This window comes from Haladaptatus pallidirubidus (assembly GCF_020700235.1).
In the GTDB taxonomy this organism is placed as follows: domain Archaea; phylum Halobacteriota; class Halobacteria; order Halobacteriales; family Haladaptataceae; genus Haladaptatus; species Haladaptatus pallidirubidus.
The window spans coordinates 2544264-2567283 of record NZ_CP085301.1; the positions used below are offsets into that span (position 1 = coordinate 2544264).

32 protein-coding genes and 1 pseudogene are annotated in these 23020 nt (G+C 60.0%); 23 read left to right on the forward strand and 10 right to left on the reverse strand.

Annotated features, from left to right (window positions below; translation table 11 throughout):
* Positions 1-52: 52 nt before the first annotated feature.
* Both pdxT and LIX15_RS13755 read right to left on the reverse strand, forming a co-directional pair.
* Positions 53-634, reverse strand: a complete 582-nt coding sequence (pdxT, locus tag LIX15_RS13750) for a pyridoxal 5'-phosphate synthase glutaminase subunit PdxT (protein ID WP_227773744.1) — start codon at positions 632-634, stop codon at positions 53-55.
* Between the two features lie 37 nt (positions 635-671).
* On the reverse strand, positions 672-836 hold the full coding sequence (locus LIX15_RS13755; protein WP_227773745.1) for a preprotein translocase subunit Sec61beta: 165 nt from the start codon (positions 834-836) through the stop codon (positions 672-674).
* Positions 837-997: 161 nt separating this feature from the next.
* Here LIX15_RS13755 and LIX15_RS13760 point away from each other — a divergent pair, with 161 nt between their 5' ends.
* Genes LIX15_RS13760 through LIX15_RS13770 form a run of 3 tightly spaced genes read left to right on the forward strand, consistent with a single transcriptional unit; the run spans position 998 to position 2416 of the window.
* Complete coding sequence (locus LIX15_RS13760) at positions 998-1957, forward strand: phosphotransferase family protein (protein ID WP_227773746.1); 960 nt, start codon at positions 998-1000, stop codon at positions 1955-1957.
* Positions 1912-2106 carry a hypothetical protein gene (locus tag LIX15_RS13765; RefSeq protein WP_227773747.1) on the forward strand — a complete coding sequence of 65 codons (195 nt, stop codon included), beginning with the start codon at positions 1912-1914 and terminating at the stop codon, positions 2104-2106. Before LIX15_RS13760 ends, LIX15_RS13765 begins: the two co-directional genes overlap by 46 nt.
* A 28-nt stretch (positions 2107-2134) precedes the next feature.
* Positions 2135-2416, forward strand: a complete 282-nt coding sequence (locus LIX15_RS13770) for a thioredoxin family protein (RefSeq protein WP_227773748.1) — start codon at positions 2135-2137, stop codon at positions 2414-2416.
* A gap of 67 nt (positions 2417-2483) precedes the next feature.
* Here LIX15_RS13770 and npdG read toward each other — a convergent pair whose 3' ends face one another.
* Positions 2484-3152 carry an NADPH-dependent F420 reductase gene (gene npdG, locus LIX15_RS13775; protein WP_227773749.1) on the reverse strand — a complete coding sequence of 223 codons (669 nt, stop codon included), beginning with the start codon at positions 3150-3152 and terminating at the stop codon, positions 2484-2486.
* 85 nt (positions 3153-3237) lie between these two features.
* Entirely contained in the window at positions 3238-3387 is a 150-nt protein-coding gene (locus LIX15_RS13780; protein ID WP_227773750.1) for a hypothetical protein, read from the reverse strand.
* 222 nt (positions 3388-3609) lie between these two features.
* On the opposite strand from LIX15_RS13780, the gene LIX15_RS13785 reads away from it, so the two are divergent.
* Positions 3610-4419 (forward strand): aldo/keto reductase, encoded by an 810-nt coding sequence (locus LIX15_RS13785; protein WP_227773751.1) that lies wholly within the window; start codon positions 3610-3612, stop codon positions 4417-4419.
* Positions 4420-4486: 67 nt separating this feature from the next.
* On the opposite strand, the pseudogene LIX15_RS33260 reads toward LIX15_RS13785, so the two are convergent.
* A pseudogene (locus tag LIX15_RS33260) lies at positions 4487-4618 on the reverse strand (helix-turn-helix domain-containing protein); the annotation flags it as partial.
* Here LIX15_RS33260 and kdgK1 point away from each other — a divergent pair.
* From kdgK1 to LIX15_RS13820, 6 genes are all read left to right on the forward strand, one after another.
* Positions 4619-5572 (forward strand): bifunctional 2-dehydro-3-deoxygluconokinase/2-dehydro-3-deoxygalactonokinase, encoded by a 954-nt coding sequence (gene kdgK1 / locus LIX15_RS13795; protein WP_227773752.1) that lies wholly within the window; start codon positions 4619-4621, stop codon positions 5570-5572. It begins immediately after the preceding pseudogene.
* A gap of 149 nt (positions 5573-5721) precedes the next feature.
* Entirely contained in the window at positions 5722-5961 is a 240-nt protein-coding gene (locus LIX15_RS13800; RefSeq protein WP_227773753.1) for a hypothetical protein, read from the forward strand.
* Positions 5962-6219: 258 nt separating this feature from the next.
* Positions 6220-7623: a dihydrolipoyl dehydrogenase family protein gene (locus LIX15_RS13805; protein ID WP_227773754.1), complete on the forward strand. Its 1404-nt coding sequence runs from the start codon at positions 6220-6222 to the stop codon at positions 7621-7623.
* A 66-nt stretch (positions 7624-7689) separates the two neighbouring features.
* The gene (locus LIX15_RS13810; protein WP_227773755.1) at positions 7690-7986 is read left to right on the forward strand and encodes a DUF6432 family protein; all 297 of its coding nucleotides are present in this window, start codon (positions 7690-7692) and stop codon (positions 7984-7986) included.
* Between the two features lie 42 nt (positions 7987-8028).
* On the forward strand, positions 8029-9147 hold the full coding sequence (ygfZ, locus tag LIX15_RS13815; RefSeq protein WP_227773756.1) for a CAF17-like 4Fe-4S cluster assembly/insertion protein YgfZ: 1119 nt from the start codon (positions 8029-8031) through the stop codon (positions 9145-9147).
* A 280-nt stretch (positions 9148-9427) separates the two neighbouring features.
* Positions 9428-10354, forward strand: a complete 927-nt coding sequence (locus LIX15_RS13820; RefSeq protein WP_227773757.1) for a sulfide-dependent adenosine diphosphate thiazole synthase — start codon at positions 9428-9430, stop codon at positions 10352-10354.
* Position 10355: 1 nt separating this feature from the next.
* Here the strand turns inward: LIX15_RS13820 and LIX15_RS13825 are convergent, their stop codons facing one another.
* Entirely contained in the window at positions 10356-10970 is a 615-nt protein-coding gene (locus LIX15_RS13825) for a DUF7978 family protein (RefSeq protein WP_227773758.1), read from the reverse strand.
* A gap of 142 nt (positions 10971-11112) precedes the next feature.
* Positions 11113-11793, reverse strand: coding sequence for a class I SAM-dependent methyltransferase (locus LIX15_RS13830; protein ID WP_227773759.1), 681 nt, complete (start codon positions 11791-11793; stop codon positions 11113-11115).
* Between the two features lie 390 nt (positions 11794-12183).
* On the opposite strand from LIX15_RS13830, the gene LIX15_RS13835 reads away from it, so the two are divergent.
* Positions 12184-12519 (forward strand): hypothetical protein, encoded by a 336-nt coding sequence (locus LIX15_RS13835; RefSeq protein ID WP_227773760.1) that lies wholly within the window; start codon positions 12184-12186, stop codon positions 12517-12519.
* A gap of 35 nt (positions 12520-12554) precedes the next feature.
* Here LIX15_RS13835 and LIX15_RS13840 read toward each other — a convergent pair whose 3' ends face one another.
* Together LIX15_RS13840 and dcd are read right to left on the reverse strand one after the other, a co-directional pair.
* On the reverse strand, positions 12555-13454 hold the full coding sequence (locus LIX15_RS13840; RefSeq protein ID WP_227773761.1) for a thiamine-phosphate synthase family protein: 900 nt from the start codon (positions 13452-13454) through the stop codon (positions 12555-12557).
* Positions 13451-14065 carry a dCTP deaminase gene (gene dcd / locus LIX15_RS13845; RefSeq protein ID WP_227773762.1) on the reverse strand — a complete coding sequence of 205 codons (615 nt, stop codon included), beginning with the start codon at positions 14063-14065 and terminating at the stop codon, positions 13451-13453. The genes LIX15_RS13840 and dcd overlap by 4 nt, the downstream gene beginning before the upstream one ends.
* A gap of 129 nt (positions 14066-14194) precedes the next feature.
* Between dcd and pth2 the strand changes: the two genes are divergently transcribed.
* The 11 genes from pth2 to LIX15_RS13900 all read left to right on the forward strand — a co-directional run bounded on the left by pth2 (position 14195) and on the right by LIX15_RS13900 (position 21199).
* Positions 14195-14533, forward strand: coding sequence for a peptidyl-tRNA hydrolase Pth2 (pth2, locus tag LIX15_RS13850; protein WP_227773763.1), 339 nt, complete (start codon positions 14195-14197; stop codon positions 14531-14533).
* 109 nt (positions 14534-14642) lie between these two features.
* Positions 14643-16229 carry a bacterio-opsin activator domain-containing protein gene (locus LIX15_RS13855; protein ID WP_227773764.1) on the forward strand — a complete coding sequence of 529 codons (1587 nt, stop codon included), beginning with the start codon at positions 14643-14645 and terminating at the stop codon, positions 16227-16229.
* 82 nt (positions 16230-16311) lie between these two features.
* Positions 16312-16683, forward strand: coding sequence for a DUF7344 domain-containing protein (locus LIX15_RS13860; RefSeq protein ID WP_227773765.1), 372 nt, complete (start codon positions 16312-16314; stop codon positions 16681-16683).
* A gap of 26 nt (positions 16684-16709) precedes the next feature.
* On the forward strand, positions 16710-18035 hold the full coding sequence (gene truD, locus LIX15_RS13865) for a tRNA pseudouridine(13) synthase TruD (RefSeq protein WP_227773766.1): 1326 nt from the start codon (positions 16710-16712) through the stop codon (positions 18033-18035).
* Between the two features lie 17 nt (positions 18036-18052).
* A complete protein-coding gene (locus LIX15_RS13870) occupies positions 18053-18529 on the forward strand; it encodes a hypothetical protein (RefSeq protein ID WP_227773767.1) in 477 nt (158 codons plus the stop codon).
* A complete protein-coding gene (locus LIX15_RS13875) occupies positions 18498-19031 on the forward strand; it encodes a hypothetical protein (RefSeq protein WP_227773768.1) in 534 nt (177 codons plus the stop codon). The genes LIX15_RS13870 and LIX15_RS13875 overlap by 32 nt, the downstream gene beginning before the upstream one ends.
* A 481-nt stretch (positions 19032-19512) precedes the next feature.
* Positions 19513-20229: a DUF2103 domain-containing protein gene (locus tag LIX15_RS13880; protein WP_227773769.1), complete on the forward strand. Its 717-nt coding sequence runs from the start codon at positions 19513-19515 to the stop codon at positions 20227-20229.
* Positions 20230-20313: 84 nt separating this feature from the next.
* Positions 20314-20469 (forward strand): DUF8015 family protein, encoded by a 156-nt coding sequence (locus LIX15_RS13885; protein WP_227773770.1) that lies wholly within the window; start codon positions 20314-20316, stop codon positions 20467-20469.
* A 42-nt stretch (positions 20470-20511) separates the two neighbouring features.
* The gene (locus LIX15_RS13890; RefSeq protein WP_227773771.1) at positions 20512-20790 is read left to right on the forward strand and encodes a 50S ribosomal protein L37ae; all 279 of its coding nucleotides are present in this window, start codon (positions 20512-20514) and stop codon (positions 20788-20790) included.
* Positions 20790-20924, forward strand: coding sequence for a DNA-directed RNA polymerase subunit P (locus LIX15_RS13895; RefSeq protein WP_076427131.1), 135 nt, complete (start codon positions 20790-20792; stop codon positions 20922-20924). The genes LIX15_RS13890 and LIX15_RS13895 overlap by 1 nt, the downstream gene beginning before the upstream one ends.
* A 5-nt stretch (positions 20925-20929) precedes the next feature.
* Positions 20930-21199, forward strand: coding sequence for a KEOPS complex subunit Pcc1 (locus LIX15_RS13900; protein WP_227773772.1), 270 nt, complete (start codon positions 20930-20932; stop codon positions 21197-21199).
* 35 nt (positions 21200-21234) lie between these two features.
* Here the strand turns inward: LIX15_RS13900 and LIX15_RS13905 are convergent, their stop codons facing one another.
* Positions 21235-22221: an NAD-dependent epimerase/dehydratase family protein gene (locus LIX15_RS13905; protein ID WP_227773773.1), complete on the reverse strand. Its 987-nt coding sequence runs from the start codon at positions 22219-22221 to the stop codon at positions 21235-21237.
* 221 nt (positions 22222-22442) lie between these two features.
* Between LIX15_RS13905 and LIX15_RS13910 the strand changes: the two genes are divergently transcribed.
* Entirely contained in the window at positions 22443-22952 is a 510-nt protein-coding gene (locus LIX15_RS13910) for a helix-turn-helix domain-containing protein (protein WP_438267224.1), read from the forward strand.
* Positions 22953-23020: the final 68 nt, after the last annotated feature.

Genomic DNA, 23020 nt, shown 5'->3' on the forward strand with positions numbered 1-23020 from the left:
AGCGCCAAAAACTCTTGCTCACTGTCGTCAATCGCGGACGGGAGTACGGCCGTCACTCACCGAAAAACGCGAGACCGTGAATTCGACTGTCCGGCGTCAGTTCTGGATGGAACGACGTCCCCAGCACGGAACCGTTCTGCACTGCGACGGGCCTGCCGTCCCACTCCGCGAGAACGTCGGCGTCACCGACGCCGCTGATGAGCGGTGCCCGGATGAACACGGATGGGAACGGTTCGCCGAGTCCGGTTACGGAAAGCGGTACTTCGAAACTGTCCTTTTGGCGTCCGAAGGCGTTGCGCTCGACCGTCACGTCCAACAGACCGAGATTTTCGACGCGGTCGTCGCCGGCGTCCTCGGCGGCGACGATAAGTCCGGCGCAGGTGGCGAGTACCGGTTTTCCCGCTTCGACGTGAGCCTGAATTTCGGGGGCGATACCCTCCGACTGGATCAGGCGCGAGATGGCGGTCGATTCGCCGCCGGGCATACAGAGCAGGTCGCAGTCCGGAACGATGCCGGACTGGCGGATTTCCGTGATTTCGGCCGTCTCACCGCGGTCGGTGGCGGCCTGCCGAATCGCGTCTGCGTGTTCGCTCACGTCGCCTTGGACGGCGATAACGCCAGCGTTGAGACTCATACCGGGAGTTAGAAACACGTCGGCAAAAGGGACTCGTTTATATCGCGAGGACGTTCATCACCATGATGAGGATGCCGAAGAGGATGCCGAACGCGAAAACGGTTTTAGGATTGATTCGAATCGCGTTCCGGTCTTCTGCGTCGAAATATCGCACGAGTCCGGCGCTGGACATCAGCCCGCCGGAGTTTTGACCACTGCTCATACGTTCGGTTCCGATAGCGGGTCGGGTAAACCTTTCGCAACGAGTGTCGTTCGACTGGTGGTTTGTGGACGAGCGGTGTCGTAATTTAAAATCCGTCTCTCATTATCTGTTCTCGAAAATATCCTCGGTATTTCTTTATCGGTCACACGTAATATTCATCCATGGACGAGCAAATCGCGTCGGTACTGGAACGTAGGTTCCCCGAACGCGACGTTGCCGAGGTAAAGCCCTCCGGCCCGTCTTGGAACGACCAGAATCGAACCGTCGGCATCGACTTCGCCGACGGTGAGACGATATTCCTGAAGATGTCGAACGGCGGAGATGGTTCCCGAATCGCCCGCGAGCGAGCGGCTATCGACTACGTTGGCGAAAAACGCTCGGTGCCGGTACCGAGGGTAGTGGCCTCCGATACCGAAGGCGATGTCCCGTATCTCGCCACCGAATCGGTGTCCGGACGGAACTTCCTCCACCTGTGGTCGGACGCGAGCATGGCACGGCGGGCCACGCTCGCCCGGCAGGTCGGGGAGTCGCTGGCGAGCGTCCACGCTCTTCGCTTCGAAAACCACGGCCACATCGGCGGTGGCGGTGCGACCGGCCTCGAACTTGAGACAGGGTCGTGGACGGACGTTCTCATCGATACGATTTACGAGATGCGGGAAATCGCCTCCTCGAACCGTTTCGACCACCACTTTGACGGTGTGGTTTCCGCCGTCGAAGCGAATCGAGAACTGTTGGACGAGGCACCTGCCGCACTCCTTCACGGCGACCCCGCCAAGCCGAACTGTTTCGGAACCGAAAACGGAATCGGATTTCTCGACTGGGAAATCGCGCACGTCGGCGACCCAGTTCGGAACATCTACCGCACCCGGAATTTACAGTTCGGTTCGCTCCGGGCCGACGCCCCCGAGGAAATCGCATCCGCGTTTTACGACGGCTATCGTGAGCGGGCGGACGGATTTCCACCGGGATTCGAAGCGCGCCGACCGGTGTATGCGGCGGTTCGGTTCCTCGCCCACGCCGGAGTGTTCGACAAATGGGCAGCGTTTCTCGACGAGTCATCGGATGAGCTTGCGGAGTGGATGGACGGGGAGATGGAACGACGGCTTGCCGAAATCGACTGACGATTCTGACCTCCGAGGTGGGGACGCTACACGACGTGGTGACGATACTGGACGACCGAATGCGACTCAGTCGGACGATAAAATCGGTAATGCGCGCATCTGCGGTAGTCATGCCGCCGCGAAAACAGTCGGCAGAGTTGGCGGAGTGAGAAACCCTTATGCACGCGGCGACGGAATTTGGACAGAGAAACGATGACCGTCAAGTTACTCGATTTCTACGCAGATTGGTGTGGCCCGTGCAAAACACAAGACCCGATTCTTGACGACCTACAGGAGGACTGGGGCGACGTTGAGTTCGAAAAGGTGGATGTAGACGAGCATCAGGACGTTGCCAACGAGTATCAAGTGCGCTCGATTCCGACCATCGTCATCGAAGACGACGAGGGCGTCGTTGAGCGGTTCGTCGGCGTTACCCAGCGCGACGACTTGGAGCGCGTCCTCGAAGAAGCTGGCGCGTAAATCGAACGTCGAAGCTTTTCGGTTCGCTACTTCGTGAGCGACTGCACGGTCGAATCGAGGAGACGCGCTATTCGAACCTGACGCCCACGTCGTGCAGTCCCTCGTTGTTGACCGCGAGGTTGATGAGCAGTGGCGTCATGCTCTCGACTTCCGCGCTGTTGGCGAGGTCACCGGCGTCCAGCGGTCGAAGCCCCTCGATTCCGTCGGCGAGCAGTCGAACCGTCTCCTTCGCGTCCTCATCGTCGGCCACGAGAAGCGTATCCTGTGACAGCTCGGTTTCGAGGTCCGCGAGTCGTCCCGCCGACAGGCCGTGGAACGCGCCGACTACGGGAACGCCGTCGGGTGCGATTTCGGCTACCAGTTCCGTCACGCTCCCCGCTTTCGGCGGCTTGTAGTGAAATCCGTCCTCGTCGCGGTTCATCCCGACGGCGGGCGTCACGAGCACGTCCACGTCGTCCAGCCGGTCTGCCACCGACTCGACCGTGTCCCGGACGTGGAACGGCGGCACCGCCAGCACGACGACGTCCGCGCGCTCGGCGGCCATCTCGTTGGCGAACCCGTTGATCGAGCGCGAAACGCTCACGCTGCCGAGTTCGGTTTCGTACTCGTCGGCCTTCGTTCGAGCTTTCTCCGGGTCGCGCGACCCGATGACGACCTCGTGATTGGTGTCGAACGCCCAGCGGAGCGCGAGTCCCTGTCCGATGTCGCCAGTCCCGCCCAAGAGTGCGATTCGCATACCCGGGTTGTCTTTTGGTATCGGGTTAAGTACTGCGAAAGGGGCGTTCTCGTGGTGGATTTTGTCGCGGTTTTGGTGGAGGTCGCTAGTCGAGCGATGCGGCGCGCGCTGGTGGGGCTTTGAGGACGCGGTCGTCCGAGAAGTCGAGCCGAAGCCGCGCGAGGGGCGATCGATGGGAGTCGGTTGGGGAGGCGTGTGGGTGGGTCTCATTGGAGTCGGCAGTTGCTAACGGCAAGTCTGCACTCGTGTCGGTCGCCGAAACTGCGACCGTCGTTGCGTATGCCGGTAGTCGCTGACAGTGAGTCTCACTTCTTGTTCCGTCCCTCCTTGAATAGTTGTACGCTTACAAGAACCAACACGAACCCCCGCTCGCTACTCCAAACTACTTGTTTCGAATCTCGACGGAATCTCCGCCGCCACAATCGCTTTTGTATTCCTCTCCCTTGCTGTGAATACGATGTCATACGATGGTAGCGACGGCATTCCGAAACTCGGACTCGGAACGTGGCAAAACACCGACGGCGAGGACTGCGCACACAGCGTCACATACGCCCTCGACCTCGGCTACGAGCATATCGACACGGCGCAGGCCTACGACAACGAGGAGTACGTCGGCGAAGGAATCGAAGATTCGTCCGTTGACCGCGAGGACTTCTTCCTCGCCACGAAGGTCTGGATCGACAATTTGGAACACGACGACGTGCTGGAAAGCACCGAAACCAGCCTCGATAAACTCGGGACGGATTACGTAGACTTACTCTACGTCCACTGGCCCGCCCGCGAGTACGACGCCGAGGAAACTCTCACCGCCTTCGACCAACTGTACGACGAGGGGAAAATCGAACACGTCGGCGTGAGCAACTTCGAACCCGAGCATCTCGACGAAGCGCAAGCAGTTCTCGACGCGCCCGTCTTCGCCAACCAGGTTGAGATGCACCCGCTGCTCCGGCAGGACGAACTCCACGACTACGCAATCGAAAACGACATCCAGCTCGTCGCCTACTCGCCGCTCGCCCGCGGTGAAGTGTTTGACGTTCCCGAACTGAGCGATATCGCGAACAAACACGGCGTCAGCGAAGCGCAGGTCAGCCTCGCGTGGCTCGTGCAGAGGGAGAACGTCGTCGCCATTCCGAAGGCGACCGGCGACGACCACATCGAAGACAACTTCGCCGCCCTCGACCTCGAACTTGACGACGAGGACGTGGCGAAAATCGACGGTATCGACCGCACGAGCCGCAAAGTTGACCCGTACTTCGCCCCGTGGTAATCACTCCGCGAGAAACGAATTGAACACCTTCTGTTCCGCTTTTCGAAGGTGTTGGGAACGTCGCCGACGAGATTCCGAGCGCGTCGACAACGTCCTCGGCGGTGCTGTCGCGCGGCCAGTCGAAGTAGCCCGCCGTGTGCGTCGCTCGGAGGACAGGCTTACCGGGTGAACTATGAGTTCCGCGAACTATGTCGCGCATATGACCGACCTCGTGACGTTCGGCGAGACCATGTTGCGCCTCTCACCACCCGACGGTGAGCGAATCGAGAGCAGTTCGACCCTCGAATTCCGGGTCGCAGGCGCGGAAAGCAACGTCGCTATTGCAGCACACCGACTCGGTGCGAAAGCAGCGTGGGCGTCGAAGCTCCCCGATTCGCCCCTCGGCCGACGGGTCGTCGCCGGACTTCGTCAGTTCGGCATCGACACCGAAATCGCGTGGACTGACGAGGGCCGACAGGGAACCTACTACCTCGAACACGGCACCGAACCGCGTGGAACCAACGTTATCTACGACCGGGCCGACGCCGCGGTCACGACGACCGAACCTGATGACCTTCCGCTGGGTTCGATTCGGGACGCCGATATTTTTTACACTTCTGGTATCACGCCTGCGCTTTCTTCCACCCTCAAATCGACCGTTGGCGAGGTGCTTCGGGACGCACAAGCCACCGGAGTCACCACCGCCTTCGACGTGAACTACCGGTCGAAACTCTGGTCACCCACGGAGGCTCGCGACTGCCTGACCGACCTCTTCCCGGCAATCGACGTGCTCGTGACGGCGGAGCGCGACGCTCGCGACGTTCTCGGACGCGCCGGCGACGCCGAGGACATTGCCCACGGGCTCGCCGACGAGTGGGAGTTCGAAACCGTGGTCGTGACCCGCGGTTCCGCGGGCTCGCTGGCGCTCCACGACGGCGAACGTTTCGAGCAGTCCGCATTCGACACCAAGACGGTTGACCCGATTGGAACCGGGGACGCCTTCGTTGGCGCGTTCCTCGCCTGCCGACTCGACGGGACAGACGTGCAGACCGCCCTCGAATACGGTTCTGCGACCGCCGCGCTCAAGCGCACGATTCCCGGCGACGTGGTCGTCGTGACGCGGGAGGAGGTCGAACGGGTGCTCAATTCCGACGTGAACGAAATTTCGAGATAGCTTTTTGCGGGCTGAATTTTCGCGCGTTTGTGAATATCATGTTTTGAAGAGTTGTCGAGTTTGCGCTAGGTAGTCACGACTCTAACAAGACCGTCACCGTACGAAGGAATGGCTGTGGAGATGAGGCGATTTCCAAGTCACGGTGACACATGACCGCCTCCGCACCGTATCCGCCCACACGCCTCCCCAACCGAGTCCCTTCCTTCGTTTCACTCATTTCGGTCATCCCTCGCACGATTCCACAAGACTTCTCGGCGGTGAACTCCTCGAAGCCTCGCCAGCGCGCGCCATGTGGTTGGTCACAACTCTCGATTCGACGCAAACCTCGTGGCGCGTGCGTCGGCAGGCCCGAGGAGTTCACCGCCGAGGGTCTGCCAATTTCCGCGTGAGGGATGACTGACTGAGCGAAGCGAAGGAAGGAATCGGTTGGGGAGGTACGTGGACCGTTGCGGTGCTGTGGCGGTTTTCACTGGAGTCATGATCATCTAGTACCAAGTCTTCACAAACTCCTCTGCACCACGTCTCCACGAACTTCGTGGCACCAAGTCTTCACAAACTCTTTTGTTTCCACTTCAACGAACCAAACTACTCGTCATCTGAACCGGCACCTCAAACGATAATGCCCCTCCACACATCGTTACCACCACATGACCATTCACGTGGCGATAGTCGGCGCGTACGGAAGTGCGGGGGTCGCAGTTGCTGATGAACTCGCAGACGACCCAAACGTCGAGCTGACTCTCATCGACGATGGCGAACCCGGCGGCGGTCTGTGCATCCTTCGTGGATGTATGCCCTCGAAAGAAGTGTTGTCAGCCTCGGCGCACAAGTTCCACGCTCGCCACGACCCGCGACTGTCGGGGACGCCGGAGGTGGATTTGGAATCGGTGGTGGACATCAAAAACGAACACATCCACAACTTTGCGGAACACCGTCGAACCGCAGTTCACGACCTCGCGGAACGCGACGACGTCGAGTTCCACCACGACTCCGCTCGGTTCGTTGACAACCGCACAATCGAAGTCGGTACCCGGGAAATCGAGGCTGATTACGTCGTCCTCGCCACCGGGTCGGTCGTGAACGTGCCCGACCTGCCCGGCATCGAGGACGTGTCGTTTACGACTAGCGCGGACGTGCTCGACAGAACCCAGTTTCCCGATTCGGGCGTCGTGATGGGATTCGGCTACGTCGGCCTCGAACTCGTGCCCTACCTCACGGAGGCGGCAGGGATGGATATCACAGTCATCGAACACGACACACGACCGCTCGACGAGGCAGACCCGGAGTTCGGCGACGAACTGCTCGACATCTACCGCGACGATTTCGGCGTCGAAATTCTGACCGAGACGGACGAACGACGGGTCGAGGCCACGGAGAACGGCGTTCGGTTATACGTCGAACGGGACGGTGACGAGCGAGCGATTGACGCCGACGACCTGTTTTTGTTTACGGGCCGACGACCCAACCTCGACCGACTCGGTTTGGAGAACACGAATCTCGTCTCGGGGCCGGGTTGGGTTGAGGACACCATGCAGGCCGCGGACGACCCCCGAACGTTCGTCGTCGGGGACGCAAACGGCAAGGAACCGATTTTGCACGTCGCCAAAGAACAGGGGTTCAAAGCCGCCGAAAATATCCACGCGCACGCCCGCGGAGAAAAACTCGACCCCTACGAGAACGTCCACCATCACGTGATTTTCACGGCGACCGGCGTGTATCCGTTCGTCCGCGTCGGCCTCTCGGAGGCGGCGGCGAAATCGGAGGGTCGAAACTACGTCGCGGTTTCCCGGCAGGCGAGCGACGACGGCGTGTTCAAAACGAAACAAGCCGCGGAAGGACTGGCGAAGCTCGTCGTGGATGCGGACGACGGCACGGTTTTGGGGTATCAGGGGCTACATTACCACGCCGACGTGATGGCGAAGACGATGCAGGTGGTCGTAGAGCGGGGGATGGACGTGCGAGACGTGCCGGACAGGGCGTACCATCCGACGACGCCCGAAATTTTGGATGGACTGTTTCGGGACGCGAGCGCGAAAGTGGGCGAAAAATAACGAGTCAGTTCGGTCGTGAATCGGATCGCAGGTAAGGCTAAAACCCGGGGAGACATAGAGACGGATATGAAGGCCAAGCGGGAGTATCGACGCCGCACGAACATCGAAGTCCGGGTACTCGACGCCCTCGTAGACCGGCACGAGGAGGGGATGACGGTGTTCGAACTTCGGACGCAAGTTGATGTCGATATCGACGACTTGGAGGATGCGCTGGGGAACCTCAAAGAGGACGGCCTCATCGACGCAGAGAAAGCGGACGGACGAACCCTCATCAAACCCGACGAGCGCGTCGTTCCCGACCCGGAGGAAGCGGTGGAAGAACCGACAATCGTTGATCGTATCATCGAGCGATTATCGCTCTAACACATCCGACGTTTTTACCCGCCCACGGCGACGATTACGACCATGCACCTAGAAGATCTGCACGCCGACCACGGGGCGACGTTCTGCTCGGTCGGCGACCGACGGGTTCCCCGCGATTACGGACGACCGGAGCGCACGCACCGCGCGGTCAGAAACGGCGTCGGACTCACTGAGATGCCGTACAGCGTTCTGGTTATCACCGGCGACGACCGGATCGAGTACGTCGATAACGTCGTCTCGAACACGATTCCGACGGAAGACGGTCGGGGAACTTACGCGTTGCTCCTCGACCCGCAGGGCAAAATCGAGATGGACATGTACGTCTACAGCGCGGGCGACAAACTCCTCCTCTTCACACCGCCCGGAAAGGCAACTCCGTTGGCTGAAGAGTGGCGCGAGAAGGTGTTCATTCAGGACGTGGAAATCGCGGTTGCGACCGACCAGTTCGCCGTTTTCGGCGTCCACGGCCCGCACGCGACCGAGAAAGTCGCGAGCGTGTTGAACAACGTGAGCACCCCCGACGAACAACTGACGTTCGTTCGTGGAAAGATGGCCGACGTGGGCGTCACGGTCATCCGAACCGATGCGCCGACCGGTGAGGAAGGATACGAGGTCGTCTGCACGACCGGCGAAACCGAGGACGAAATCGGTCGCCCCCGTCCGAACGTCGAACTCGTCTTCGATGCGCTGATTACGCACGGCATGAACGCCGCACCATTCGGCAGAAAAACGTGGGAGTCGCTGACGTTGGAGGCCGGAACGCCGCTGTTCGAGTTCGAACTCGAAGGCGAGATTCCAAACGTTCTCGGCGTCCGCAACGCGCTCGACTTCGAGAAAGGCTGTTTCGTCGGACAGGAAGTCGTCTCGCGCGTCGAAAACCGCGGGCAACCGAGTCGCAAACTCGCCGGACTGCGCCCCGAATCAGTACCCGAACGGGGCGCGGCGGTCTTCGACGGCGACGCAGTCGTCGGCGAAGTCACCCGCGCAATCGACAGTCCGTCCCGCGAGGAACCGATTGCGATGGCGCTCGTGAACTACGACGTGGAAACGGGAACCGACCTGTCGGTGCGAATCGACGGCGAGGACGGTTCTGCGGAACTGGTGACGCTCCCGTTCGTGGAAGGGAGCGATTCGTCGGGGCGCGTGCCGCAGTACGACTGAGAAACGATTAAGTCTCGAACGACGACCGTAGCGATTCACGACGTTCGAGATGATGCGACTGATTTGAAATGCCGCGATGACTTTTTCTCCGATTTCGAACGCGTCAGTCGCTCGCTTCCGCAAGTCAGTACGCTCGGCCGAGCGTACTGACTTGCCGCGACACTGACGACGAACAGAAATTCGAAACCCAATGCGCCAGACGAGCAATCTACTTTTCCCGTCTTCCCCTCACGAACAGAGGAAAACAGTTTTAAATAACTTAGTAATATCACTAGGTGGTATGCACGACTTCGATGGATTCGCGGACGTTAGCGAGGCGGAAGTTACGCGAGCAATCGGCACGGCGTGGAGCGACGAGTTCACCGAATTTTCCGAAAGCGAGGTCATCATCGTCGGCGGTGGCCCGTCCGGATTAGTCGCCGCGAAGGAACTCGCGGAACGCGGGGTGCAGACGATGGTCGTGGAGAAAAACAACTACCTCGGCGGCGGTTTCTGGCTCGGCGGCTTCCTGATGAACAAAGTCACGGTTCGCGACCCTTCGCAGGCCGTGTTGGACGAATTGGACGTCCCTTACGAGGAATCCGACGAAGCCGGCGGACTGTACGTCGCGAACGGACCGCACGCCTGCTCGGCCCTCATCGAATCGGCCTGCGCCGCGGGCGCGAAGATGCAGAACATGACCGAATTCACCGACGTGGTCGTCCGTGAGGGCCACCGCGTTGGCGGCGTCGTGATGAACTGGACGCCGGTTCACGCCCTGCCGCGCGAACTCACCTGCGTCGACCCCATCGCGGTCGAATCAGATCTCGTCATCGACGCCACGGGCCACGACGCCGTGGTCGTCTCGAAACTCCAAGAGCGCGGCGTCCTCGACGCGCCCGGCCTCAGCCACGCGAAGGAGTACAACACGGGAATGGACAAAACCGAGGAGGGACAGTACGGCGCACCGGGACACGATTCGCCGGGTCACGATTCGATGTGGGTCGCAAAGAGCGAGGACGAGGTGGTCGAACACGCCGGAAAGGTTCACGACGGCCTCGTAGCGACCGGTCTCGCGACCGCGACGACCTACGGCCTGACTCGGATGGGACCGACGTTCGGTGCGATGCTCCTGTCCGGTAAACGCGCGGCACAGGTCGCGCTGGACGAGTTGGAGGTTGGTGGAGATGTCGATATGTCATCAACCGTATCGCCCGCGGACGACTAACTCACGCACTCGGCGTTTTCGTCCTTTGTTTCGACCGCAGTCGCGCCACTCGTCCACCGAGCCAACCGAAAACGACTGGGTAGAAGAGACCACCGAGGAACAGGCCGGTAAACATGTTCGGCTCCGCTCCGACGCCATCACCGTTTACGGCGAAGACGAGGCCACTAACGAAGTAGCACAGCGCGTATCCGAGAACGATACTCGCACCTGCGTAGTCCTCGCCGTGAGCGCCATAGGTGCGACTGGTTTGTGCGACGAGATAACCGGTAGCGAACAGCACCACAGCTGGAAGAAGGTATAACACTCGTACCCACCCGCCAGCGAGGGCCACAAGGTCGATCTCCGAGGACATGCCGTACGTCGGCAGACGGACGATCAAATCTGTGCCATGCGCGGAGTGGAGCATCCACCCGACCGTCTTCCACGGTGCAGGTGACGGTTCGATGAGTGGCCAAAGCGATTTCGAACCGATACCGAATCCCGGTTCGATTGTTTTCGACCGGAGGAGGGACGAGACTCGTGACCCGAAAAGAGCGAATACCACGGCGTACTGCACGAGAAATGCAGATACACTCGCCGGAATTGCTCGTCGGAGTGGGACATTTGTAAACGCCATTGCTCATCGATCGAATGGCAAAAATAAATACCTTATTATTGAACTGAAATTCTCGGAAGCGGCGAATAAATCCGGTCACGTATCAGCTATCGTATAGACAATCGAAATGCGAATTACGCACGACTTCTTGTAGAGAGTGGAATCACTCTGCCAATCGCCCGCCGGTAATTCGAATCACGCCCAACGCGTGTTCGCTGTCGTTCGTCTCGACCGCGCGCTCCGACAGCGCCCGGCGCGCTTCCTCGACCCGTTCGTCCAGCACGCTCCACGGCGGTTCCTCGAAGTTTTTTCCCCTGCCGGGCGTCGAGGCGACGACCAACCCGCGAAAGGCTTGATTCACGGCCCACGAGTACGGATGCGTGCTTTGACCCGCGTCGAGCAGGGCGAGTCCACCGCCGGGGCTGATGCCATCGAGCCAGTACCCGACCGTGGTGTAAGGGTCGTCCAGCATCCCCACGACGAAGGTGGCGAGGACGGCGTCAACTTCCTTCCGGGGCTCGAACGCAGCGGCGTCGGCCTGCACGAGATGGACGTTGTCCCATCCTTCGCGCTCGATTCGCCACCGGGCCCGTTCGAGCATGCCGCGGGTAAAATCGACGCCGATGACGGTTCCGTCAGAGCCGACGCGCTCGCGCAGATGGGAGAAGTTGGCCCCGGTGCCACAGCCCATTTCGACCACCGTATCGCCGGGTTCGAGGCCGAGTTGGTCGGCGACTCGGCCACGCAATTTGGTGAGTCCGGGCGCCGCCGACGCGAGGAAGTCGTAGAGCCGTGCCCACCGTCCGTAGAACTGCTGGGCGGCAGTGGTTCTGCGCTGGGACATAAATACCGGTACGATAGATTTCGATAAAAGAGATGGGGCTGGATAGGTACGGGCGTATTATTCATTGTTGTACGCCAATTTTATAAAGAATTTAACAGAACAAGTCAGGCGAGTATCGTGTTCTCAGTCCAAACGGAAACGACGAAAATACATATCCCGTCTTCGAAGTACCTGGCGAGAACAACGAAGACGCGGAAATCGGTTCACAGACCCACAGCTACGCTGTCTGTGTCTTAAAAAATAACCTCGTGTACCCCTACCCGAGGTAACTGAAGAGTAAGACTGAACTGGTATATACTTTGTGTGTGCCAGTTCTATCGAGCAACATAAACGGCCTGCGTAAGTAGGCAAGAACTAAACGAAATGAGAACGATACAGAAACAATACACCATGGAACCACTGCCTAAGACTGGTGATATCCCCGCCGGATGGGAACAGTCGCCCATCCGCGGCGACGAAATCGAACTCCGGCATCAGAACGGAGATATCGCAGTAAAGGCGGTTCGCGCAACGAGGGCGGACGAGTGGGAACTCGAAATGGAGGACAGCATCGGCAACCGATACACGACGATTCGGCCGGTGGGACAGGCCGATACGAAAAAGCAGGCCGTGGCCGCGCTCGTGGCGCTCGCCGAGGCGGTGTCCGACCTTCGAAACGAGCGCGACGACATGCTTCCTCAAGACATCATTCGGGAAGTGAAACGCAGCCAGCGAGTGCCGGTGTAGGAGAATTGCGTCGGGGACTCGGTTTCGGTGGCGGATTAGGCTATTTTCCGCGCGATTTCGGCGGTTTCTTCGGCCGTCTCGCCGAGGATGTAGGTGATCGGTTCGATGCCATAGCTTCCGGTGTGATAGAGGACGGCCGCGTCGGGTTTCTCCGCCAGCGCGTCTCCGAGCGTTTCGCCGAGGTTGTCGTACGTTGCGTCGAACTCCACGGTTTCGTGGCCCAGTTCGTCGAGTTTGCGGATGATGTCGGGGTCGTACCGAATGTTGAGCGCGGCGCTGGCGGTAACGCCGTTCTCGCGCGCCGAGAGCAGGATGGAGGCGACGTGTTCGCTGACGCCGAACTCGGGTTCCGCGGGAATCGTCGCCCGTCCTTTCACGTCGAAAATTCTCCCCGGAATCCCCGCAACGTCGTCAATCGTATCTGCGTCGGGCAGACATTCGCAGAGATTCGACCCGACGGCGGGAATGAGCGACGAAAAGCCGCCCGTCTGTTCCACGATACGTATCGCCCGACGCATCGAGGTGAGGACGCGCTCCGTCGCGCGAAGCTCGTCCGCCGGGTCGTGGATGTTGAAATCGCCGCCGTGGCCTTCCAACTCCGGCATCGCCTCCTCGTGCAACTGCGCGATGAGGTCGTGATCTTCCAATCGGCGGATGAGGACTTCGACTTCCACGAGTGCTTGCACCTGACTCATGCTTCCCGTCGCCAGTCCCTCGCCGATTTCGTTCACGAGGCGGATAACGCGCTCATCGTCCCGTATCCTATCGTTCTGTGCCACCTCTCCGTGGGCGTATTTCGAGACGGCGCTCTGGCTGATACCGAGCGCGTCGGCCACCTCGCTCTGGGTTAACCCGCGCTCCCGAAGGTCTTCTGCGAGCATCGAGCGAAACGTGGGCAGAAACTCCTCGACGACGATTTCTTCGGCAAATTTCACGGTCGATCACTCCCTCCGGCGAAATCCTGCTTTCCGCCGAACTCGTGGTCGCTTCCGATTCGGGAGGCCTGCGGTCCGTCCTGGTCTTGGTATTTCGACCCGCGCTCCGACCCGTACGGTCGCTCCGCCGGATTTTTGAGTTCCGTGAAGATGAGCTGTGAGATTCGCGTATCCGGTTTCAGCGCGACAGGTGCCGTGCCGAGGTTCGATAGTTCGAGCGTAATTTGTCCTCGATAGCCCGGGTCGACGACGCCCGCAGTCGCGTGGACGACGACGGCGAGTCGCCCGAGCGACGACCGTCCTTCGACGTGCGCCAGCAAGTCCGCCGGGATCTCGACGCGCTCTTTCGTCGTCCCGAGGACGAAATCGCCTGGATGGAGGATGAACTCGTCGCCGTCCTCCACGATTGTTTCGGTGACGTAGCTATCGACTTCGTCCTCGCTGTCGGGGTGGATACAGGGAATGTTGGTGCGCTGAAATTCGAGAAACTCCTCGCCGAGTCGGAGGTCGATGCTCGCCGGTTGAATTTGGAGGTCGGGTTCGTCTATCGGTTCGACGACCAACGACCCCGATTCTAAGCGACTGCGAATATCGACATCGGAGAGTATCATGTCGATAGAACGGGCGTGGGTGAGTAAAGAAGATTCGGTCGGGATTCCGAACTGCATTTCGGACTGTGAGTCAATTCGGGAACGGAATCGAGTAGCCAGCGTTTTACTCCATCGCTACCACCACTGCTCATGAAACAAACCATCGTCGCGCGCACCGATATCGGGATGGGTCGCGGAAAACTCGCGGCACAGGTCGCACACGCGTCCCTTTCCGCATACGAAGACACAGGGCGCAAAGCACGAAAACGATGGAAGGGGAGCGGGCAGAAAAAAGTCGTCGTGAAAGCGAGCGGGGAGGAGGAAATCTTCCGCCTCGCCGAAAAAGCGCGCACGGAGGGCCTACCGCACGCCATCGTCCGCGATGCAGGGCACACCCAACTCGACCCCGGAACAGTGACGACGCTCGCGGTCGGTCCGGCGGACGACGACCTCGTCGACCGAGTTACCGGCGACCTCTCTTTGTACTAACAACTGTCCTCGTCGAAAAGTTACCAATTTAGAAACGTTTTAGGGACTCGGTTACTGATTCTTTCTATACGCTATGTGTCGTGCTAGCTATTGACTCATGAGGACGGTAATGGACGAACGAACTGTTCGAGCAGTTCTCGACACGCTCCCGGACGTATTCTACGCCTTCGATGCGGATGGGTCACTCGTGCAATGGAACGACCGCTTGACGGCGCTCACCGGCTACGATGATTCGGAAATCGAGGGGATGGAGCCTTTGGAATTCATTCCGGAGGAGGACGAAGGGACGATCGCCGAAGCGATTCACAGCGTCCTCTCAGGTGACCAAACGGAAACACGCCAGTCCGCACTGTTGACGAAGAACGGCGAGAAAATTCCCTTCGAATTCAACGCCCAGCGGGTCATCGATGCGAATGGAACGGTTCGCGGATTCGTCGGAACGGGACGAAACCTTTCCGAGCGCCGCGAACGCGAGCGCGAACTTCGCCGACAGCGCGACGAACTGAAGACGTTCAACCGAATCAACGAACTCGTTCGCGAGGTCATCCACGCACTCGTCTCGGCGGCGGTACGCGAGGAAGTCGAACAAACCATCTGCGACCATCTGGTCGATTCCGACTTCTACCGGTTCGCGTGGGTCGGCGACTACGATGTCGTCGAGAATGCCATCGTCCCGCGGGCGACTGCTGGGGACGACGAGAGATACCACGAAGTGGTCGGAGAGCGGGCGAACGCCGATTGGGAACGCCCCGCGGAGACGGTCTACCGAACCGGTGAGAGCGTCGTCGTTCGTGACATTTCCGAAGAGACCACGCTCACAGCAGCCCTCAGGAGCGAAGGAATCGACCGCGGGATTCGCTCGGGAATCGCGGTTCCCCTCTCAAACGGACCGACGATGTACGGCGTTCTCGTCGTCTATGCGAATCGCACCGACGCCTTCAGCGAGCGCGAAGCGGAGGCGTTCGAAGCCCTCGGAAAATTCGTGGGGTTCGCCATCAACGCGACCGAGAGCAAGAAACTCCTGACCGCCGGTGCAATCGTCGAACTGGAGTTCGACGTAGCGGACGAGGATGCGGTGCTCGTTTCCCTTTCGCGTCAAACCGGTGGGACGCTCATCCTGGAAGGAACCGTCCCACTATCCGGCGGAAACTTTCTCTACTACTTGCGTACCGAAGGGGTCACTCCGGAAGAAGTCAAGCAGGCCGCAGAAACGCTCACTTCGGTGGACGAATCGAACGTCGTTTCCTCTCACGCCGACGCGGGATTGCTCGTGTTGACCGTCTCGGAATCGCTGGTGAGCCTGTTCGTCGAAATCGGTGCGAAGGTTCGAACCGCCAGAGCCGAAAACGGCGAGAAACACATCGTCGTGGAGGTATCACCGGACGCCGACATCAGAACGCTGCTGGATACGATTCGCTCGTCACACCCGGATGTGGAACTCATCGCAAAACGGGAAGTCGATAAACCGGTCGAGACGCAAAGCGATTTTCGCCAATCGTTCGCGTCCGACCTTACTGATCGCCAACGGGCCGCCTTCCGCGCCGCGTACCTGGCCGGCTATTACGACTGGCCGCGAAAAAGCACGGCCGAGAACATCGCCGACACCATGGGAATCGCGCCCGCGACGCTTCATCAGCATCTGCGAAAAGCGGAGGAAAAACTCGCGTCCGCATTTTTCACCGATAGACGGGAGTGAAACGACGTTTTCGCCTGCTCGCTCTCACTACCAACGCACGTAGGTACACAGTACTTGGTTACGACGTTCCACTACTCAACTAATGAGCGAAAGACAGGCAACAGTAGACACGCAAGAGCGGCACCCTGGCGACGAGGTGAACCTATCGTTCGAAACGCTCTTCGACGTGCTGGGGAGTTCACGTCGCCGATTCGTCCTGTCGAACCTTTCGGAATCACCGACGCCCGTGCGAATCGATGATCTCGCAGAGTGCATCGCCGCTGCGGAGGAAGGGAGGGCGACTACGGACGTGACCCCGGAGATGATGAACGAAATCGAAATTCTCCTGTATCACGTCCACCTGCCGAAAATGGCGGACGTGGGTCTGGTGACGTACGATGCCTCGGCGGGAATCGTCGAACCTGGCGAGGCAATCGACGGGGCACACCAGTACCTCGAACTCGCGGAACTTTAGTCCCGTCCGGTTCATTGTCCGGACGAATGCGCGAGGCACACCCCATCGAAACTGCGGTCGGTATGGAGTATTACGTCAGCGACACCGCCGGAGTGGGCGGTCACCTCCGCGACACCGACGAGGATTTTCGCGTTCGGGAAATCGAGCGGTTCGACCTCGAACCGCTCGATGCCGACCACGGTTCGTTTCCGCATCTCGTCGTTCGGGCCACCTTACGGGGGTGGGACACGAACGACTTCGCCAAGCGACTTTCCAGCGAGTTGGCCATCAGCAGGGAGCGCGTCTCGTGGGCCGGGACGAAGGATAAGTACGCAGTGACGACGCAGTTGTTCAGCCTTCGGAAGGTAGACCCCGAAAATCTACCAGAGATTCGAAACGCGAACGTGGAACCCCTCGGGCGAGCGGGGCGGGCGCTCCAGTTCGGTGACCTCGCGGGAAACGAGTTCGAAATCGTCGTTTCGGAACCCGAACGTCCAGAAAACGCGGATACAATCGCGGACGAACTGCGGGCGTTCGCCGGCTCCCCGGACGGCGTCGCGGTTCCGAACTACTTCGGCCAGCAACGATTCGGTAGTTTGCGGCCCATCACGCACGAAGTCGGTTTGCACATCGTTCGCGACGAGTGGAGAGCGGCGGTGATGGCCTACGTGGGTAATCCGTTCGAGACGGAACCGGAGGACACCCAAACCGCCAGAAAGCGGGTCGAGGAAGTCGCGCCGGACTGGGATGCCGTCCTTGATGCGCTCCCACGGCGACTGGGTTTTGAACGCTCGATGGCCCACCGACTCGTTGAAAACGGCGGCACCGAACCAGTGGATTTCCGCGATGCGCTGGAGTCCCTGCCGACGAACCTCCAGCGATTGTTCGTGAACGCGGCCCAGTCGTACATCTTCAACCGAATCCTGACCGAGCGACTGGAACGAGGACTTCCGTTCGGCAAACCGGTCGCCGGTGATGTGGTCTGTTTCGCCGAGGAGGTCGATGGCTTCCTGATGCCGGACATGAACCGGGAACAGAAGGTCACCGAAAAGCGTGTAAAAACCATCGAGCGCCACTGCGAGCGCGGACGGGCGTTCGTCACCGCGCCGCTCGTCGGCACGGAAACCGAACTCGCGGAGGGCGAACAGGGAGAAATAGAGCGCGAAGTTCTGGCAGACCTCGACCTCGAACCGACAGATTTCAACTCGCCGGGAGAGTTCCACTCGACCGGCACCCGCCGGGCGATTTTGGTTCGAACCGACTGCACAGTCGGCCACGACCCGCTGTCGTTCGAATTTTCGCTTCCCTCGGGATCGTACGCCACCGTCTTTTTGCGGGAGTTTCTGAAAGCCGACCCCCTCGACATGGGGTAGGTTCGACGGCGTTGTGATTGCGATTTTTTCGCCGGAATCGTCCTGCCGAGCAGAAACGCCGGAACCCCAAAGAGGGTGACGGCAACCAGAATCAGGCCGACGAACAGGAGCGAGTACATGAAAGAGAGCGGCGTTCCGACAGACGTGACCGGTCTGGCTATCGCAAGCGACGCCGCCAGTATTGTCGGCGGAAGGGCGACGGCGACCCGCCGGTATCGCGGGTCGCTGACGGCATAGCCCACGACTGCCATCGAGAGCAGAAAGAGGCTGGAAAACGCGGCCAACATGAAGTTGTTGACGGCGTAGTAGTCAAGCGCGAGCAGTCGAGACACGAGGAAGCTACCGACGGCGATGGCGCTGGCAAACAGTATTACTGTGCCTGCTCCCCACGCGAAAAGGACGCCGCCTGCAACGCGGGGAAGCGTCGGGCGAACATCTGCGAAGGTCAGGAGTGCCAGCACGGTGTACGCACTGCCAGCGATAACGATTCCTGAGGCGAAGCTACCGCCGTCCGCGATTCCGAGAAATCCGAAGAGAAGCGTCAGGACGCCGAGCGCCGTGACGATTCCCGCGAACCATTTCGCCGTCCGCTCGTCCCGCTTCACGGTTTTCCCGCTGACCCAGACGAATCCGAGGAGGACGACCAGCAGGGAAACCGCGGGCAAAAGAACGTTGAGGAGCAGGTTTCGAATCACGTCGTCAGCGAGCGTTTCCGAAACGGAGACGAAACTCCAAAATTCTCCGGCTACGCCGTCAGATTGCGTGAAGGTGACGAACGGGCCGTTGTCCCTGCCGCCGTCGTATGTGGTAAGTTCCAACTCGTTCCCGCGCACCGTCGCTTCGCTCGGTGCGCGGGTGATGTGTGTTCCGGACGGCCCGACAACGGTCATCTCGTCGGCACCTAATTCGGAAATCCTCCTCGTACCTATCTCACGGAAGCCATCGAATCGGAGTGTGTCGCCGCGCGTTTCGGTGACCTGCTCGTCGCTCCGGTAGCGGAGGATGGCCGTATCGTTTCCAACGATTTCGCCCGAGAGAAAGCGTATATCGCCGTAGCCTTCGGCGCTTTCGGCGATTTCGGTGAAGGCGGTTCGGTTCTTCGAGAAGAACTGAACCGCCTGCTCGCTCGTCAACTGATTCCGCACCGTCCAGATGGCGGTTTCGTTCTCGTAGACGCGAACCGTGACGGTGCTGTGTTCGACACCCGTCGCCGTCTCGTTTTCGAGGCCGTTCCGTTCGCCGTACCACATCGCAGCCTCACTGAACCCTTCGCCACACGGATCGCAGACCGCCTGTGGCGGGGGTGCCGCCATCGTTGGCGTCGCCACGAGAAAAACGAGGACGATAAGGGCAATTGTCCGGAGACGGGAACGTTCCATATTTTTAATCATTTCTAATCAGACATGTTTCTTTCCCTCAGATTTCCGCCGTGATCGTGAAACGCCGAGATTAAACGCGACGATTCGAAAGGGAGGACATGGACTGTCGGCAGTGTGCGTCCCCGCTCGAACGTCCCGGCGACTACTGCCTCGTCTGCCGGACGCACAACGCCGACGCCGTGGTGTGTTCCCTCGACCGCGATCACGCAAAGTTGACGATGCTGGTGGAGGAAACGGTCGTCGGAAAGACCGACGTGCGCACGACGCCCGAAGACGGCGACGCGGAGGTGGTCGAACTCAGAAACTTCGCAGGGCGAATCGCGGACGAGGTTCGGCGAAAACGCCCGGAAGAGGTGTTCGCGGCGGGCGACCGCGACGTGATTCGGGCGGTTCGCGCGCATTTGCACCACGATTTCTATCGGGTCGGAACGGAAGATCCAGTCGAGGACGTCCTCTCGCGCAGAGGCGACCGTTCGTTGGAGGTCGTGGAAACCGCTCCTGCCGACAAACTCGGCGGATCGCACACCACGCTCATCGGAAACCGAGACGGGATGCGCGTGATTCGGGAAATCGCGGGACACCCCCACGTCAAGAAAATTATTCCCGGCCCTATCAGCGCGGGTGGCGCGAGTTCGGACTCTGGAGTTCGGGCCAAAGCCACCCGCGCGGACGAAAACGGGAACGTCCGACTTCTACTCCGCGACGGCTCCAGCGTTCAAGAAAACCGTGTCGTCACAACCGCGATGGACAGGGAACTCGGTGAGCGAATCCGAGACGATTTGAACGAGGCGCTCGCGGAAACTGGGTTTCGGTAACTCGGTTTGGGATTTCCCGTTATTCCAGCCCCCACTTAGTGTCCGCCCCAGCGCTTTTGAGGATGGATAATTAGATGTAATTACATGGCCTCTCGCTACGACGCGGTGCTCGCGGCGATTCCGACGCTATCGGGCGGTGGATACGTGGCAGGGCAGTTTACGGCGTTTCCGCTGACGGTGCTCGGACTGCTCGGTGCACTGATTGTCATCGGGTACGCGCTAGCCCGACCGCCGGTCTGACTCAAAGGCTTTATCTGTCCTCTCGGGTAAATCTCCGGTACTATGGCCGAAGACTCTAAATCACGAACCGGTAGTGCCGGTCGGTTCGGCGCGCGATACGGTCGCGTCGCTCGTAAGCGCATTTCCGAAATCGAAGCGAACATGAACGAGAACCATACCTGCCCGGACTGCGGAAGCAACTCCGTCGACCGGAAAGGGACGGGCATCTGGGCGTGCGGTCGCTGTGACTACAAGTTCGCTGGCGGTACGTACCGCCCAGAGACGCCCGCGGGCGCGACTGTCAAACGTTCCATCCGCGCCGCGCTCGCCGACGAAGAATAATGAGTTACAAATGCTCGCGTTGTAAGCGAGACGTCGAACTGGACGAGTACGGCGGCGTCCGCTGTCCGTACTGCGGCCACCGCGTCTTGCTGAAAGAGCGGAGCAGGGACATAAAGGAAGTACACGTCCGATAGCGCCCGTGTCTCACGACGCGCTTTTCGAATTCGAGTACGAATCCGACGAGCGTGCACTGTTGATTTTTCGAAGCGTCGAACAAGAAATCGGAGAAATAAACGACGATCGATCGCAAACGACCGTCGAACGGGACGGAAACCGTGTCATCGTCCGTGTTTCCGCGGACGACCTCGTCGCACTTCGCGCCGCGATGAACACGTGGCAAACGTTAGTTGGGGTCGCGGAGCGGGTTTCCAAAATTGGTGACGACTCTTTGCCACCTACCAATCAGTGACAAAGTCGATTGTCGCAACCACATCTCTATCGACGTCAGTTTCCGCGCCATTCGTATCCTTCCGGGCGCTCAACGAGCGTTCCCTCGTCGCGCCACGTTTCGACTACATTCCGAAGGCCTTCCCGATAGGATGGATACTTCGGTTCCCAGTCGAACGTCTCTCGGAATCGCGCGTTCGAGGTCGGGGCCGAGTTCGTCAGCAGACGAACCGACGACTTCCCGACGATAGGTCGCACGAGCCACCCCGGAACTCGTCGCGGTTCGGGCGCATCAAGCTGGTCGGCAAAGTCCCGGAGAAGGGTCGAAAGCGTCACTAGTCGATTATCGGTCACGTGCCACAGTCCGGTTGCGTTCGATTCAGTTGCCGTCACGAACGCACGCGCCGCGTCCTCAACGTGGAGTATCGAGAGCGTCGCATCCCGTCTGCCGAGGAGACCGCCGCCGAGAACCGGGAATCGACCGTCCAGCAATCCTGCGCCCATCTGGCGAGTGTGGGCGGAATCGGGCGCGTAGAACCAGCCACAGCGAAGGATGCCGACTTCGAAGCCGTGTTCTTTGCCTCCTCGTCGGACGATTCGCTCTGCGTCCAGTGCAGACCGGGTCACCCGGTTGGGATTCGGCGGTGCGTCCTCGTCGAAGGGTGAACCATCAGGTCTGCGGGCGAGCCACGTGATACTCTGTTGAAGCAGGCATTCTGCACCGATTTCAGCCCCGACCGAGACGAGGTTTCGTGCCCCTTCGACGCGCACCTTGTCGTTCAGCACCCACTCTTGCTCCGTCGGTTTCCTGCTCGTCGGAATCGCGGTTGCGGCGTGAACGAGCACGTCACACCCATCCGCTGCGTCGGCGAGTGATTCACGGTCGAGGATGTCCCCACGACGGGGTTCACCGCCGCGCTCGGTGACGAGGTTGTCGCCTCGCGCATCGCGCGTGAGTCCGACGACGCGGTGATTACGTTCTGCGAGTTGCTCGACGAGTCCGCGTCCGAGGACGCCGGTTGCTCCCGCGACGAAGACGGTCATACCTGTCTATTTGGCCGGATTATCGATAGGTGTTCTGTCGCAGTTCTCTGGGCGATTTATAAGAATGTGGGAAATAGCAACCGTCGATGAAATACTGTTGGCTATCGATCGACCCCGGTCAAACGACGGTGCATCCGGTTTACGACGTTCTGACTCGGGGCGACTGTATCGACCGGGCACACGGCCTTCACGGAAACGTTTGAGACATCGCTACGCACCTCATTCACATCCGGGGTGACGTGGGGCGATTTACAACGATTCTCGACGGCGTCGAACAGGTGCTGGAATACGACGTAAAACGGCTCTCTGACGACGAGTTTTACTGCTACATTCACAACGAGACGACCGCCGTGGATGGCGCGCTGTTCGCCGCGTTCACGCGCGAAAGCGTGGTGCAAATCTCGCCTATCGAATATCACGACGACGGGCGAGCCACGTTTGCGGTCGTCGGCCCGTCCGCCGAACCTCAAGACCCGACAGCCGACGCACCGCCCGGAATCGACCTCCGTGTCGAACGAATCGGTGACGGCGCGTTCGGGCGCGCCGTCACCGCAGGACTAAGCGAGCGCCAGCGAGCGGCCGCGGTAATCGCGGTCGAACTGGGTTACTACGACGTGCCGCGACGAGCGAGTCACGAAGACGTAGCGGCGGCGTTGGACTGCGCGCCCAGCACCGCCGCGGAACATCTCCGAAAGGCGAAATTGAAGGTGTTCACGGCCTCCTTCTCGTGAAAATCAATCTGACTGTCGAGCGTCCTCTCACGAGTCGCAAAGCATGGCTTTTTCCGTCCCGACCACGA